The sequence below is a fragment of the Sulfitobacter sp. W074 genome, from assembly GCF_025142275.1.
Lineage (GTDB): Bacteria > Pseudomonadota > Alphaproteobacteria > Rhodobacterales > Rhodobacteraceae > Sulfitobacter > Sulfitobacter profundi.
This window is the reverse complement of the sequence record NZ_CP081130.1, coordinates 1,694,458-1,708,327: the sequence shown is the minus strand read 5'-3', so window position 1 is coordinate 1,708,327 and position 13,870 is coordinate 1,694,458. Positions and strand designations below refer to the sequence as shown.

Genomic DNA, 13,870 nt, shown 5'->3' with positions numbered 1-13,870 from the left:
GCTTTCTCTCAGCCCCCACCTGCGCTTTTGCCGGGGTTTCGCGGCTGCGGGCGGGTTGGAATTTCCTTGAGCAATCCGCCCACCCCCATGCTCGCGATATCCGCGCTGGTGACGGGAATGCCGCAGACCAGCCGCGACAGCACCCAATCCGCGCCGTTGAGCGCAGGCGAGCGGGCGCAGCCCGGCAGGCCAATCACCGCGCGGCCCCCAAGGTGGCCGAGAAAGAGCAGGTTGCCGGGGTCCACCGGCATGCCAAAACGCGTCACTTCGCCGCCTGCATGGCGCAAGGCCGACGGGGCGATGTCATTGATGTCTGAGGTGGCCGAGGCGGTGAGGATGAGGATCAGATCGGTCTGGGCTGCGGCAATGGCCTTGGCCAGCGGGGCGGTGCGATGAGGGACCGTTGTGGCATCTTTCAGCGTCACGTTCAGGGCTTTCAGCCGCCCCTCCACCGCCGCGCGGCCCTTCTCTCCGGCGCCGCCGGGGACATCGGTAATGATAAGTGTCGCATTGCGCAAGACGGGTGGCGCAAGGCGCAGCGCGCCCTCTCCCGCAGCCGCGCAGGCGGTCGCCACCGCCTCGGCAGGCACGGCGTAGGATATGATCTTGATTGTCGCCACCATGCCGTTCTCGCCCATCTGTTGATGGGGCGGTACCGTGGCCAGCGTGATCATCGGATGCACCGCGTTGACCGCTTCAAGCGCCGCGCGGTCCATCACCACCACACCCGGCCCATCGGAAAGCAGGTTTACCCGCCCGGTAAAGGGTTTCGACATGCGAAGACCCTGACCACAGAGCGATTGGGCCAGTCTGGCAGCACCGGCGTTTTCGTCAATGTCGCCGGGGTCGAGCCGGGCGACGATCACCTCTTCGATGCCAGCAGCCAAAAGCGCGTTGATATCGGGCTGCTCCAACACCCGCCCCTTGCGCAGACGCCCCTCTGCAACGGCCACGGAATGCGCCAGCGTCGCGCCAAGCGCATCGCTTAAGGGAACCGGGCCGAACCTCATGGGCGACGCAGGCTTTGGATCATTTGGGCGAGGATCGACACGGCGATCTCGGCGGGGCTGGCAGCACCAATGTCGAGACCGACCGGCCCGTGGATCCGTGCAGCCTGATCTGCGGCCACACCCGCGTCTTCCAACCGCGCAAGGCGGCTGGCCTGTGTTCGGGTCGAGCCGAGCGCGCCGATATAGAAGGCCTCTGACCCAAGCGCCACATGCAGCGCCGGATCGTCGAGTTTGGGGTCATGGGTCAGCAAAACAACGGCAGAGCGGGCATCGAGGCCAATCTCGCGCAGCGCGGCGTCGGGCCAGTCGTTCATCACCCGGCAGTCGGGGAAGCGCGCGGCTGAGCCAAAAGCTTCGCGCGGGTCGACGACAATCGGATCAAACCCAGCCTCCCCCGCCATATGCACCAGATGCTGCGCGATATGCACCGCGCCGACAATCACCAGCCGCAGCGGCGGGTTGTGGATGGCAATGAAACGCCTGCTGTCTTCCTCTACCCCTGAACGGTCTCGGCGGAAGCGGTCTTGGTGGCCGTCGTGGGTCAGGTGCCGGGTGCTGCCGTCAAGCGCAACCTCATAGGCCACGGCCTGCCGGCTTGCGCGTTTCGCGACCAATTCCCGCAACATCTCAAGGCTCAACGCCTCAGGCCCGACTGGCTCCACCAGCACTTTGATTGTGCCGCCGCAGGCCAGACCAACGGCAAAGGCATCACCGTCGCTGACACCGTATTCCAGCAGCCGCGTGCGCCCGTCCTCCAGCGCTTCCAGCGCCTCAACCACCACCGCGCCTTCGACACAACCGCCCGAGACCGAGCCCATCATCGTGCCATCGCCCGCCACCACCAGCTGCGCCCCCGCGCGGCGCGGGGCAGAGCCCCATGTCTCCACCACCGTGGCCAACGCCACGGGCTGTCCGGCCTCGGCCCAATTCAGCGCCTGCTCGGGGATCCGGTCCATCTGGTTTCCTTTCCTATCGGGGGCAGAGTGTGTTGCTTCGCGGCCAAAGGTCAATGCGAGAACGGCACAAGCCTTCGCCTTGCACGCAGCGCAGTGCGGCACTACATCTAGGCCAAGATATCACAACACTCGGAGCCACCCCATGCCCATGCAAGCCAGCGAAATCGAAGACCTGATCCGCGCTTCCTTTCCGGACGCCAAGATCACCGTCGAAGGCAATGACGGCGTGCATATGGCGGCCATGGTTGTTGACGAAAGCTTCCGTGGAATGAACCGGGTGCAACAACAGCGCGCTGTCTATGCGGCACTCAAGGGCAAGATGGACGGATCAAACGGCGATTTGCACGCGCTGGCGCTGACCACGCGGACGCCGGACTAACGATGTGGGGCTGGGCCGCAGCGGTTGTTGTGGGCGGGATCGCCGCCACCGCCTATGCCCAGCACCGTGCGCGGCGTGGGCGGCATGTGCCGCTCTCGCAACGCCAGCCTCCGCGCCCTGAGACCGGCAAAGTGCCGCTGGGAATGGAGGCACTGGATTTGGATGCCGTGGCCAGCACCGCGCGGCGCAATGAGAGCCTTGAGCGCGGGCAGACGAATTGGACGAAGAAACGGGGCGGGTTCTTTCTCGGCGGGGCCGAGTTGGATGTGAAGCCCTGGGCCGACGATGAAACCTATGCGCGGCGCTATCACGCTGCGTTCAAGAAATCAGATACGAAGGACAAATGACATGAGCGATGCCGCCAACCAGATCAAAGAACAAATCACGAAGAATGACGTGGTTCTGTTTATGAAAGGCACCAAGGAAATGCCGCAGTGCGGTTTCTCCAGCCGCGTGGCCGGGGTGCTGAACTACATGGGCGTTAACTTTGCCGATGTGAACGTTCTGGCCGACGAAGGCCTGCGTCAGGGCATCAAGGAATTTTCTGACTGGCCGACCATTCCCCAGCTTTACGTCAAGGGCGAGTTCGTCGGTGGCTGTGACATCATCACCGAGATGACGCTCTCGGGCGAGTTGGACACGCTCTTTGCCGAGAATGGCGTGACCTTTGATAAGGACGCTGCGGATAAGATCCGCGAAGCCAACGGTTAAAGCGACCACAGGTTAGACGAAAACACCCCGGAGCGGCTTGGCCCTCCGGGGTGTTTTTTTGTCCGGCACCTGCAGGCGCCCCGCGCAGCACCACCAGCGATAGCGCCCTGCAAAATCGGTGTCGAAAACCGCCCCGAACGCACCCCAAACGGGCGCGCCCCGGCAGCACCTTAACCTCAGTCTTCAATCGCCGTGATCATATCGACGCGGCGGCCATGACGCCCGCCTTCAAACTCGGTATCAAGAAAGGCATCCACGATCTCAAGCGCAAGCCCGCCCCCAATCACCCGCGCGCCCATCGACAGCATATTCGCGTCGTTATGCGCCCGGATCATCTTGGCCGAAAAGGTATCGGCACAGACGCCGCAGCGAATGCCCTTGACCTTATTGGCCGCCATCATGATGCCCTGCCCCGTGCCGCAGATCAGGATGCCAAGGTCGAACTCCCCCGCTGCGATGCGTCGTGCGGCGGCTTCGCCGTGTTTGGGGTAATCCGTGCTCTCTGCCGTTGCCGGGCCGATGTCTTCGACCTCAAAACCGCGCTCGGCCACATGGCGCACGATGTCTTGGCGCAGGGCGATGTCGGCATGGTCGCTTGAGATGATGATGCGGGGTTTCACGGTCATGGGAGGGTGTCCTGATTGTTAGGTCGCAAAAGCCAGCGCCCAAGGGGCACTTTTCGCGCCCCCCAGAGCATATTGCCGCCCGCGCCGCAATCCCGCATGGGGTCAATCTTGCGGCACACAGTCCGTATAGATCGGCGTCATCGCGTCACTGGCCCCCTCGTGCCAGCCAAGGCGCGCACGGCCCTGATGTTCCCACCATTCATAGGACGACCCATCCGAAGGCCAGCCGTATCGCGCGCCAGAGCCGGAGGGCATGGTCTGCAAATGGATGAGCCGCCCTTCGATATAAAGCACCGCAATAGCGGGATCGGCATCGGGGACATAGACCACCGGCACCGATACCCCACGGTCACAGAGATAGGTCATGGCGGTGGTCTCGGCCCCCGCGGGCGCGGCCCAGAGCAGCGCGCAGAGGGCTGCTCTGACCAAAGTGCTCACTTGTCCGACTTCTCTTCGATCTCGGCGGCCAGCGCTTCGGCCCGTGCGGCGATCTCGGCAAGCGTGTCTTTGACACCCTGCGGCACGACGGGCACTTCGATACGCTCCGGCTCGATCTTGGTGTTGCGTAGGCTGGTCAACTCGGCCTCACGCTCGGCCAATTCGGCGCGCACTTCTGCGATGCGGTCTTCGACGCTGGCGGTTTTGTCGGCCAAAAGCAGACCGGCCATCAGCAACATCCGCGCCTCGGGCATGCGGCCCACTTGATCGCTCAGCACGCGGGCTTCATCGTCCAGCATCTTGGCGGCGGCGTGCAGATAGCTCTCTTCACCTTCCTGACAGGCGACCTCGAACTGGCGGCCGCCAATGGTGATCCGTATTTCGGGCATCAGTCGGCCCCTCCTGACTTGGGTTCTTCTTCGGCGCGGTCATCCTCGGCGGGTGCTTCGGGTTCGGGCTCACCGTCTTCGACCAGAGGTGCCAGCGCCGTCAGCACGGCGTCAATCTCGGCCATCTCAATGGCGCGGGTGGCACGCAGGCTTTCCAGCTCGGCAATAACGGCGGTGTCGATCAACTTGGGGTCGGCCAGCCCTTCGGCATTGGCCAAGCGCAACTGTTCACAGGCCGCCGACAACTGCTCATTCGCCTGACGCAGACGCTGCACGTCCATATCCAGCTGGGTCACCCGGTCATTGTTGAATTCCATCTGATCGCGCAGGGCGGTCAATTCGTCCTGATGGCTTTCCTTCAGGGTTTTGACCCGGTCGGTCAGCTGAGCGTTGGCTTGCCGCTCGTCTTCCAGCGCCTGCACGATATCCTCATCCGGCTCGGCTGGGGCGGCGTTGAGCTGATCCAGCCCCTTCGCCATCCGGTCCATCGCGGCCGTGATGCGGCGTTGATATTCTTCAAGTTCACTCATCCGCATGAAGTCTCCTCGTTCGTCCTGCTCTATCGGCGGCGTTTTCGCCTGCCGTGCCCCGTGGCGGCGGCCCGTTATGGCTGCCATATTCGGCAGATAGCGCGCAGCCCACGCAATGTCACGCGCGCGAATCGCCCGGATCAGCCGGTTTCCGCAATCCTAGCCAAAGCGCAGGCAAATTGCGCCCCCCCTTTCGTTTCAGCGACTTGAGGCGCAGAGTTCACCTCTGCCCGTACCGCACACCGCTGCTGGCGCCCGGTTGTGCTTGAACTTTGCCCGATCGCTGGTATGCACAGGCCCAATCTGCCACAGCCGCAAAGGAACGCCCCGTGGATCTGACAGCCCTCGCACGCGCAAACCCCGATCACTGGTCCAAGGCCACCGCCATTCGCGCGCTGACCCTCGATGCCGTCGCCGCCGCCAATTCGGGCCACTCCGGCATGCCGATGGGCATGGCCGATGTGGCAACCGTGCTTTTCGAAAAGCACCTCAAGTTTGACGCGGCGAACCCGCTTTGGCCTGATCGTGACCGCTTCATCCTGTCTGCGGGCCACGGCTCCATGCTGATCTATTCACTGCTGCACCTGACGGGCTACGAGCAGTTCCCCATCGAAGAGCTGAAGAATTTCCGCCAGATGGGCGCGCGCACAGCCGGGCACCCGGAGAACTTTCTCGCCGACGCGATTGAAACCACCACCGGCCCGCTCGGCCAAGGTATCGCCAATTCGGTCGGTTTCGCCATGGCCGAAGAGATGCTGCGCGCCCAGTACGGGGCAAAGGTCGTGGATCACCACACCTATGTCATCGCGGGCGACGGCTGCTTGATGGAAGGCGTGAGCCAAGAGGCGATCACCCTCGCCGGCCGCCACAAACTGAGCAAGCTCATCGTGATGTGGGACAACAACAACATCACCATCGACGGCCCGGTGACCCTGTCGGACAACACCGATCAGGTCGCGCGTTTCAAAGCCGCGCAGTGGCATGTGATCGAGATCGACGGCCACAACCCCGATGAGATCGACGCGGCCCTGACCGAGGCGAAAGCCACTGACCTGCCGACGATGATCGCCTGCAAGACCCATATTGCTCTGGGCCACGCGGCGCAGGACACCTCGAAAGGCCACGGCGCTTTGACAGACGCCGACCAGATGGCCGAGGCCAAAAAGGCCTACGGCTGGACAACCGGCCCCTTCGAAGTGCCCGCTGACGTGAAATCCGCATGGGAAGAGATCGGCAAACGCGGCGCCGACACGCGCCGCGACTGGGAAGAGCGTTTCGACAAGATGCCCCGCGCCAAGCGCGAGACGTTTAACCGCGCCTTGGCTTTGGACGCGCCCAAAAAGATGAGCGCGACCGTCAAAGCCTTCAAAAAGCAGATCACCGAGAGCGCGCCCAAAATGGCGACCCGCGCAGCGAGCGAAAAAGCCCTCGAAGTGCTGAACCCGATCCTGCCCGAAACGGTTGGCGGCTCGGCGGACCTGACCGGCTCCAACAACACCAAGACCTCCGATCTGGGCGTCTTTGATGTGGACAACCGCGGCGGGCGCTATGTCTACTGGGGCATCCGCGAGCACGGCATGGCGGCGGCGATGAACGGCATGGCGCTGCACGGCGGCATCCGTCCCTATGGCGGCACCTTCATGTGCTTCACCGACTACGCGCGTCCTTCGATGCGTCTGGCGGCGCTGATGCAAATTCCCACGGCCTTTGTCATGACCCATGACAGCATCGGCCTTGGCGAAGATGGCCCGACCCACCAGCCGGTCGAGCATCTGGCGATCAGCCGCGCGACACCCAACACCTATGTCTTCCGCCCCGCCGACGCGGTGGAAACGGCGGAGGCTTGGGAGATTGCCTTCACCTCGAAAACCACGCCGTCGGTTCTGTCGCTGACCCGTCAGGGCCTGCCGACCGTGCGTCTTGAGCATAAGAACAACAACCTCACCGAAAAAGGCGCCTATGTCTTGGCCGATGCCGAGGGCAAGCGTCAGGTGATCCTGATCGCCACCGGTTCGGAAGTGCATGTGGCACTGGCTGCGCGTGATCTGCTGCAGGCCGAAGGCATCGGCACCCGCGTCGTCTCTATGCCTTGTATGGAACTTTTCGCCGCGCAGGATGAAGCCTATCGCAAGCGCGTGCTGCCCGGTGGTGCCGTGCGTGTTGGCGTTGAGGCAGGCATGCGTCAGGGCTGGGACCAGTGGCTCTTTGGCGAGCGCGGCAAATACGGCAAGGCCGATTTCGTCGGCATGGACCGTTTCGGTGCCTCTGCCCCGGCCGAAGAACTGTTCGAACGGTTCGGCTTTACTGCTGAGAATGTCGCTCAGAAAGCCAAAGCACTGCTCTGAGCCACGGATCATATGGTACAAAAAAGGGGGCGACGGACTATCCGTCGCCCCCTTTTCGTTGTTCTACCCTCTGGCCTGCGGTTTACACAGCGGCCTTGTGAAAGACCTTGCGCCATATCGGCGTGACGATCTTTTCCCCGATCGGGATCAGCACCAGACCAAGCGCCAGACCAAAGAGCCCATCAATCCCCGCCGTGGTGATCCATTCGACCGCCCCCTCGAACTGGGCCGGGACCGCGTGACCGACGGCGACCGCGATGTCGTGGATCCAGTTGTAGGGCGCGGCAAAGCCCATCTGCTCCAACCCGTGAATGATGATCGACCCGCCGACCCACAGCATGGCCGCCGTGCCAACAACAGTGAGCAGTTTCAGGAACCCCGGCATCCCGCGCACCAGCCCGCGGCCCACGCTACGCGTCAGGCCAAAACGCCCCCGGTTCGCCATCACCAGCCCCAGATCATCCATTTTGACGATCAAAGCGACGGAGCCATAGACCGCGATAGTGATCATCACCGCCACCGCCGCCAGCGTGGCCGCTTCCATCCAAAAGTTACTTTCGGGGATCGCGGACAGGGCGATGGTCATGATCTCCGCCGAGAGGATAAAGTCAGTCTTGATCGCGCCTGCTGCCTTCTTCTCTTCCAGCTGTGCGGGGTCTTCGACGACCTTCTCCTTATCGGGATAATCCTCGTGCCCGTGCCCCCAGCCAAGCGCATGGGCAACCTTCTCGGCCCCCTCGAAACACAGGTAAGCCCCGCCCAGCATCAACAAAGGCGGAATCGCCCATGGCGCGAAATTCGCCAACAGCAGCCCCACTGGGAGCAGATACACCAATTTGTTGCGCAAAGACCCTTTGGTGATCCGCCAGATCACCGGCAGCTCACGTTCGGCCTTGAACCCATGCAGATACTTCGGCGTCACGGCCGCGTCGTCGATCACCGCGCCCGCCGCCTTCGAGCCCGCCTTGGCCGCCTGCCCGATCACATCATCCACGCTTGCCGCCGCAACCTTGGCGATGGCCGCCACATCATCCACAAGTGCCAGTAAACCGCTCATTCCATGCCCCTTTTTGCGTGTTGCAACCGAAGTAGCATGTGCAGCCCATCTGGCAAGTCCGAAGCCGGAGCGACCTTTACCGCTAACATGCAGGTTTAACGCTAACATCCGGAAATCATTTAGCTTTGCCCCTTTCCCCTGACTGCCTACCCCAGATATAGAGCCCGCAACCCCGACATACGGCCCCCGATCGCGCGGCCCATGACAAGGAATGCACCATGACCATCAAAGTTGGCATCAACGGATTTGGCCGCATCGGCCGCTGCACCCTCAGCCATATCGCAGCCTCGGGGCGCGATGACATCGAAGTGATCAAGGTGAACGCCACTGGCCCGCTCAGCACCGCCGCGCATCTCATCAAATACGATTCCGTCCATGGCCGTTTTCCCGGCGAAGTCTCTGTCGACGGCGGCTATATGAACCTCGGCCAAAACGACATCGAGATGATGTCGAGCTATAACCTCGAAGAACTGGACTGGTCCGGCTGTGACGTGGTTCTGGAATGCACCGGCAAGTTCAACGACGGCAACAAAGCCAACGTTCACCTTAAGAACGGCGCCAAACGCGTACTGCTCTCCGCGCCCGGCAAAAATGTCGATAAGACAATCGTCTACGGCGTGAATGACGACCAGTTGACCGCTTCCGACCGAATGATCTCAAACGGGTCTTGCACCACCAACTGTCTCGCGCCCCTGGCCAAAGTCATGCACGACGCCGTGGGCATCGAAAGCGGCCTGATGACGACGATCCACAGCTACACCGGCGACCAGCCGACGCTCGACCGACGCCACGATGACCTTTACCGCGCCCGCGCCGCTGCCATGGCCCTGATCCCCACCTCCACCGGGGCTGCCAAAGCTCTAGGCGAAGTGCTTCCCGCGCTCAAAGGTAAGCTCGACGGCACCGCCATGCGCGTGCCCACCCCCAACGTCAGCGCCGTTGACCTGACCTTCCAAGCCAGCCGCGACGTAACGGTGGAAGAGATCAACGCCGCCGCCCGCGCCGCTGCCGATGGCCCGATGAAACGTGTGCTGGCCTATGATCCCGAACAGAAAGTCAGCATCGACTTCAACCATACGGAGCAAAGCTGCATCTTCGCCCCCGACCAGACCATCGTCGTCGCAGGCCGCACCGTGCGCGTGCTCGGTTGGTATGACAACGAATGGGCCTTCTCGGTCCGCATGGCCGATGTGGCCGTTGCCATGGGCCAGTTGGGCTAAGGCTTGCACGGCGGGGGCGTGGCTGTAATATCAGGCCAACCCCCGCCCGGAGCCGCGCCATGACCAATTCCATCGCCATCGTGCTGGCCCTCGTCATCGCCGGGGCGATGCTGGTCGACCTCTATGCCTATGGCGCGGACCATATGATCTATCTCGGCAAAAAACTCTTTGAATTGATCGAATGGGTTGCCTTCTGGCGGTAAGGCAAGCGGCGGCGCAAATTCCTTCTTTTCTGTCCCATCGCTATCGGTCACGAACCGAAAACTGGTCTCAACCGATTTCCACCACGCCACCGATCAAACGGCGCTGCACCAAGGCAATCTACTGTAGGTTTTGCCAAGGTTTGACAACGAAGGGGGCGTCTCCCACGGCATGCTGGCCCCAGCCGTTATCATAGCCGCCCAACGCCGCTGACGACAAAAAGACGCGGCCGCCACTCACGCGCCACGCCCCTCCCCTTCATCCTTTTAAAAATACCGCGCAGAACCGCGCCGCACACGGCCCGCTCTCTACTCAGGACGCTACTTCCGCGCAAAGCGCTCAATCAGCACTTCGTTCACCGCTGGGGTCACAAATTTGCTGACATCCCCATCAAGTCGCGCAATTTCTTTCACCAGTTTGCTGGCAATGGCCTGATGGGTGGCCTCGGCCATCAGAAAGACCGTCTCAATAGAATCGTCCAGCTGCCGGTTCATGCCAACCATCTGGAACTCATACTCAAAATCCGACACGGCCCGCAGACCGCGCACGATGGTCTGCGCCCCGACATCGCGCGCGCAGTCGATCAGCAGGTTCTCGAAAGGGTGCACCACGATCTCAACGCCGGTCTCTTCGGCCAATTGCACGCATTCCGCTTCAATCAGCGCGACACGTTCCTCAAGACTAAACAAGGGCCCCTTGTCGCGGTTGATTGCCACGCCGATCACCAGCCGATCGACCATACGAGCGGCGCGGCGGATGATATCGATATGCCCCAGCGTGATCGGGTCGAACGTACCGGGGTAGAGGGCTATGCGCATGTAATTGTCCTGCGTATCTGCTGCGTTGCGGCGCAGCCAAGCATTTCACCGCCGCAAGCGCAAGTCGGTTAGCGGTAGCACTGCCCCGCGGTCAGTCCGCAGAACCGCCCTGTCGTGGCTCCTGAAAACGCTTCAGTGGCCCATGATCATGCCTTCGAGGGCCTGCTTCTCCATCGACAGTTCCTGCAACTGCGCCTTGACCACGTCGCCGAGAGAGATCAGCCCCACGAGTTCCCCGTCTTCCAGAACGGGCATATGGCGAAACCGCCCGTCGGTCATCTGTTGCAACACCGCGTCAGAGCGATCATCCCGGCTACAGGTCACCAGTTTGCGGGTCATGATGCTCTCAGCCGCCTGCTGCAGGCAGCCCGCGCCCGAACGGCCCAGTTCGCGCACGATGTCCCGCTCAGACAGAATCCCATCCGGCGTCTTGCCATCGGCTGAGATCACCAGCGTCCCGATCCGCTTTTCAGCCAGCATCGCCGCCGCCTCAGAGATCGCCAATCCGGGTTTGGCCGTGACCACCTTGCCATCGGGCTTGGTCTTGAGAATCTGCGATACGAGCATCTGGCGCCTCCTTTGATGCAGGGCAAAGTCCCCTCCAGCGTCACCGCGAAATCCTTTCATGTCAAGCTTTTGGCGCAGTCTTCTGCGCGGCTTCGGCCTCCAGCCGGGCAGTCTCGGCCCGAAGCCCGGCGGCCAGCGCCTCGGCAAAAGCCGCCAGCCGGGCGTTGCGACGGTCGTCGGCATGGCGGATCAGGTAAAAGGCCCGCTTGAGGCTGACGGCCTGCGTCAGAATGCGCCGCACGCCTTGGGTTGCGGCAAGCGAGAAGTCATGCGCGATGCCGATCCCGCCCCCCTGTTGGATCATCCGCACCTGAACGGAGACGGAATTTGATGCCAAGGCCACGCGGCTGATGCCGAGGTCGGCGAGGTAGTCCAACTCCCGATCAAAGATCATATCCGGGATATAGCCGACCATCCGGTGCCCTTGCAGATCGCCGACCGAGGTCACCTCGGGGTAGCGTGCGAGATAGCTTTCCGCGGCCGCAAGATGGAGATGGTAATCCGTCACTTTCTGCACCACCAGCCGCCCCGCCGTGGGCGCGCTCACCCCGATCGCCATATCCGCCTCGCGCCGGGACAGGTTAAAGACGCGCGGCAATGCGATGATCTGCACGTCCAGATCGGGGTTTTTTGCCGCAATGGCCGCACAGACCTGCGGCAACAGATAGTTCGCCGCCCCATCGGGCGCGCCGACCCGGATCTGCCCCGAGAGTTGATCGCTTTGCACCGGTACCCCGGCGGTGGCGGCGCGCATCGCCTGCTCGGCCCGCTCGGCCCGTTGCATCAGATCACTGCCTGCTTCGGTCAGCATATAGCCCTGTGGCGATTTGACGAAGAGCACGGTCTGCAACGCCTTTTCCAAACGCGCCATGCGGCGGCCCAGCGTTGCCGGATCCAGCCGCAGCAATTTGCCCGCGCCCGACAGGCTCTCTTCCCGCGCCACGGCCAGAAACAGCCGCAGGTCGTCCCAGTTCTGATCCAATGGCCTGCTTTCTTTGGTTTTGCAAAAATGCAAGACGGTTTTGCCATCCTTCCTCTGTTCCATTGCTTTTTGCAAGGCTATCGTGCCGCCAACCAAAGAGGAGACCGATCATGCAAGAGATGACCCACTACCTGAACGGCGAACACGTCAAAGGCACCTCCGGGCGCTTTGCCGATGTGATGAACCCCGCCACCGGCGAAGTGCAGGCGAAAGTGCCGCTGGCCAATGGCGAAGAGCTGAACAAAGCCGTCGAATACGCCGCCGCCGCCCAGCCCAAATGGGCCGCGACCAACCCACAGCGCCGCGCCCGCGTGCTGATGAAGTTCGTCTCCCTGCTGAACCGCGACATGGACAAGCTGGCCGAGGCGCTGAGCCGTGAGCACGGCAAGACCCTGCCCGACGCTGCAGGCGACGTGCAGCGTGGTCTTGAAGTGGTGGAATACTGCATCGGCGCACCCGAACTGCTGAAAGGTGATTTCACCGACAGCGCCGGCCCCGGCATCGACATGTACTCCATGCGCCAAGCGCTTGGTGTGACCGCAGGCATCACGCCCTTCAACTTCCCCGCCATGATCCCGATGTGGATGTTCGCCCCCGCCATCGCTTGCGGCAACGCCTTCATCCTCAAGCCGTCCGAGCGTGACCCCTCCGTCCCTCTGATGCTGGCCGAACTGCTGGAAGAAGCCGGTCTGCCCAAGGGCATCATCCAAGTCGTCAATGGCGACAAAGAAGCGGTCGATGCGATCCTGCACCATGACGTGATCCAGTCGGTGGGCTTTGTGGGCTCGACCCCGATTGCCGAATACATCTATGCCACCGGCTGTGCCAACGGCAAGCGCGTGCAGTGTTTCGGCGGTGCCAAGAACCACATGATCATCATGCCCGACGCAGATATGGACCAAGCCGCAGACGCGCTGATCGGCGCGGGCTACGGTGCCGCTGGCGAACGCTGCATGGCGATTTCCGTGGCCGTGCCGGTGGGCGATGAGACCGCCGACCGCTTGATTGAAAAGCTGGTGCCGCGCATCGAAAAACTGAAAGTCGGCCCCTACACCGCGGGCAACGATGTGGACTATGGCCCCGTCGTGACCGCCGCTGCTAAGGCCAACATCGAGCGTCTGGTTCAGACCGGCATCGATCAGGGTGCTGAACTGGTCGTCGACGGGCGTGACTTCAAACTGCAGGGCTATGAGAACGGCTATTTCGTCGGCCCGCACCTGTTTGACCGCGCGACTAAGGACATGGACATCTACAAGCAGGAAATCTTTGGCCCCGTGCTGACCTGTGTGCGTGCCCAGACCTACGAAGAGGCCATCGGCCTTGCCATGGACCACGAGTACGGCAACGGCACCGCGATCTATACCCGCGACGGTGACGCCGCGCGTGACTTTGCCAACCGGATCAACGTCGGCATGGTCGGCATCAACGTACCGATCCCGGTGCCGCTGGCCTATCACACCTTCGGCGGCTGGAAGAAATCCGTCTTTGGCGATTTGAACCAGCACGGCCCGGATGCGTTTAAATTCTACACCCGCACCAAGACCGTGACGGCCCGCTGGCCGTCGGGCATTAAAGAGGGTGGCGAGTTCTCCATCCCCGTGATGGAGTGATCCATCCCGCCGGCCGCCTTCGGGCGGCCGG

General features: G+C 62.5%; 17 protein-coding genes. 7 read left to right on the top strand and 10 right to left on the bottom strand.

Annotation, left to right across the window (positions count from 1 at the left end):
- Window positions 1-8: 8 nt before the first annotated feature.
- Window positions 9-1,010, bottom strand: coding sequence for a molybdopterin-binding protein (locus K3762_RS08445; RefSeq protein ID WP_132443526.1), 1,002 nt, complete (start codon window positions 1,008-1,010; stop codon window positions 9-11).
- The gene (locus tag K3762_RS08440; RefSeq protein ID WP_132443527.1) at window positions 1,007-1,966 is read right to left on the bottom strand and encodes an XdhC family protein; all 960 of its coding nucleotides are present in this window, start codon (window positions 1,964-1,966) and stop codon (window positions 1,007-1,009) included. The genes K3762_RS08445 and K3762_RS08440 overlap by 4 nt, the downstream gene beginning before the upstream one ends.
- A 142-nt stretch (window positions 1,967-2,108) precedes the next feature.
- Between K3762_RS08440 and K3762_RS08435 the strand changes: the two genes are divergently transcribed.
- The 3 genes from K3762_RS08435 to grxD are packed head-to-tail and all read left to right on the top strand — an operon-like array spanning window position 2,109 to window position 3,056.
- Window positions 2,109-2,345, top strand: coding sequence for a BolA family protein (locus tag K3762_RS08435; protein WP_067629149.1), 237 nt, complete (start codon window positions 2,109-2,111; stop codon window positions 2,343-2,345).
- A gap of 2 nt (window positions 2,346-2,347) precedes the next feature.
- Entirely contained in the window at window positions 2,348-2,692 is a 345-nt protein-coding gene (locus tag K3762_RS08430) for a hypothetical protein (protein WP_260012755.1), read from the top strand.
- A 1-nt stretch (window position 2,693) separates the two neighbouring features.
- The gene (gene grxD / locus K3762_RS08425; protein ID WP_120350907.1) at window positions 2,694-3,056 is read left to right on the top strand and encodes a Grx4 family monothiol glutaredoxin; all 363 of its coding nucleotides are present in this window, start codon (window positions 2,694-2,696) and stop codon (window positions 3,054-3,056) included.
- Window positions 3,057-3,232: 176 nt separating this feature from the next.
- On the opposite strand, the gene rpiB is transcribed toward grxD, so the two are convergent.
- From rpiB to K3762_RS08405, 4 genes are all read right to left on the bottom strand, one after another.
- On the bottom strand, window positions 3,233-3,682 hold the full coding sequence (gene rpiB, locus K3762_RS08420) for a ribose 5-phosphate isomerase B (protein WP_260012754.1): 450 nt from the start codon (window positions 3,680-3,682) through the stop codon (window positions 3,233-3,235).
- A gap of 102 nt (window positions 3,683-3,784) precedes the next feature.
- Window positions 3,785-4,120, bottom strand: coding sequence for an MliC family protein (locus K3762_RS08415; RefSeq protein WP_260012753.1), 336 nt, complete (start codon window positions 4,118-4,120; stop codon window positions 3,785-3,787).
- The gene (locus K3762_RS08410) at window positions 4,117-4,509 is read right to left on the bottom strand and encodes a cell division protein ZapA (protein ID WP_259981209.1); all 393 of its coding nucleotides are present in this window, start codon (window positions 4,507-4,509) and stop codon (window positions 4,117-4,119) included. The genes K3762_RS08415 and K3762_RS08410 overlap by 4 nt, the downstream gene beginning before the upstream one ends.
- Entirely contained in the window at window positions 4,509-5,045 is a 537-nt protein-coding gene (locus tag K3762_RS08405; protein ID WP_260012751.1) for a hypothetical protein, read from the bottom strand. Before K3762_RS08405 ends, K3762_RS08410 begins: the two co-directional genes overlap by 1 nt.
- A 323-nt stretch (window positions 5,046-5,368) precedes the next feature.
- Between K3762_RS08405 and tkt the strand changes: the two genes are divergently transcribed.
- The gene (gene tkt, locus K3762_RS08400) at window positions 5,369-7,384 is read left to right on the top strand and encodes a transketolase (protein WP_132443531.1); all 2,016 of its coding nucleotides are present in this window, start codon (window positions 5,369-5,371) and stop codon (window positions 7,382-7,384) included.
- An 82-nt stretch (window positions 7,385-7,466) separates the two neighbouring features.
- On the opposite strand, the gene K3762_RS08395 is transcribed toward tkt, so the two are convergent.
- Window positions 7,467-8,441: a DUF808 domain-containing protein gene (locus tag K3762_RS08395; protein WP_132443532.1), complete on the bottom strand. Its 975-nt coding sequence runs from the start codon at window positions 8,439-8,441 to the stop codon at window positions 7,467-7,469.
- A gap of 218 nt (window positions 8,442-8,659) precedes the next feature.
- On the opposite strand from K3762_RS08395, the gene gap reads away from it, so the two are divergent.
- Window positions 8,660-9,661, top strand: coding sequence for a type I glyceraldehyde-3-phosphate dehydrogenase (gene gap, locus K3762_RS08390; protein ID WP_120350902.1), 1,002 nt, complete (start codon window positions 8,660-8,662; stop codon window positions 9,659-9,661).
- A gap of 59 nt (window positions 9,662-9,720) precedes the next feature.
- Window positions 9,721-9,864, top strand: a complete 144-nt coding sequence (locus tag K3762_RS08385) for a hypothetical protein (RefSeq protein ID WP_162931831.1) — start codon at window positions 9,721-9,723, stop codon at window positions 9,862-9,864.
- A gap of 318 nt (window positions 9,865-10,182) precedes the next feature.
- Here K3762_RS08385 and coaD read toward each other — a convergent pair whose 3' ends face one another.
- The 3 genes from coaD to K3762_RS08370 form a co-directional block, all read right to left on the bottom strand.
- Window positions 10,183-10,680, bottom strand: a complete 498-nt coding sequence (gene coaD, locus K3762_RS08380) for a pantetheine-phosphate adenylyltransferase (RefSeq protein ID WP_067629160.1) — start codon at window positions 10,678-10,680, stop codon at window positions 10,183-10,185.
- Between the two features lie 132 nt (window positions 10,681-10,812).
- On the bottom strand, window positions 10,813-11,247 hold the full coding sequence (locus K3762_RS08375) for a CBS domain-containing protein (RefSeq protein WP_067941819.1): 435 nt from the start codon (window positions 11,245-11,247) through the stop codon (window positions 10,813-10,815).
- 61 nt (window positions 11,248-11,308) lie between these two features.
- Window positions 11,309-12,229 (bottom strand): LysR family transcriptional regulator, encoded by a 921-nt coding sequence (locus K3762_RS08370; RefSeq protein ID WP_132443533.1) that lies wholly within the window; start codon window positions 12,227-12,229, stop codon window positions 11,309-11,311.
- A gap of 110 nt (window positions 12,230-12,339) precedes the next feature.
- Between K3762_RS08370 and K3762_RS08365 the strand changes: the two genes are divergently transcribed.
- Window positions 12,340-13,839 (top strand): CoA-acylating methylmalonate-semialdehyde dehydrogenase, encoded by a 1,500-nt coding sequence (locus K3762_RS08365; protein WP_132443534.1) that lies wholly within the window; start codon window positions 12,340-12,342, stop codon window positions 13,837-13,839.
- Window positions 13,840-13,870: the final 31 nt, after the last annotated feature.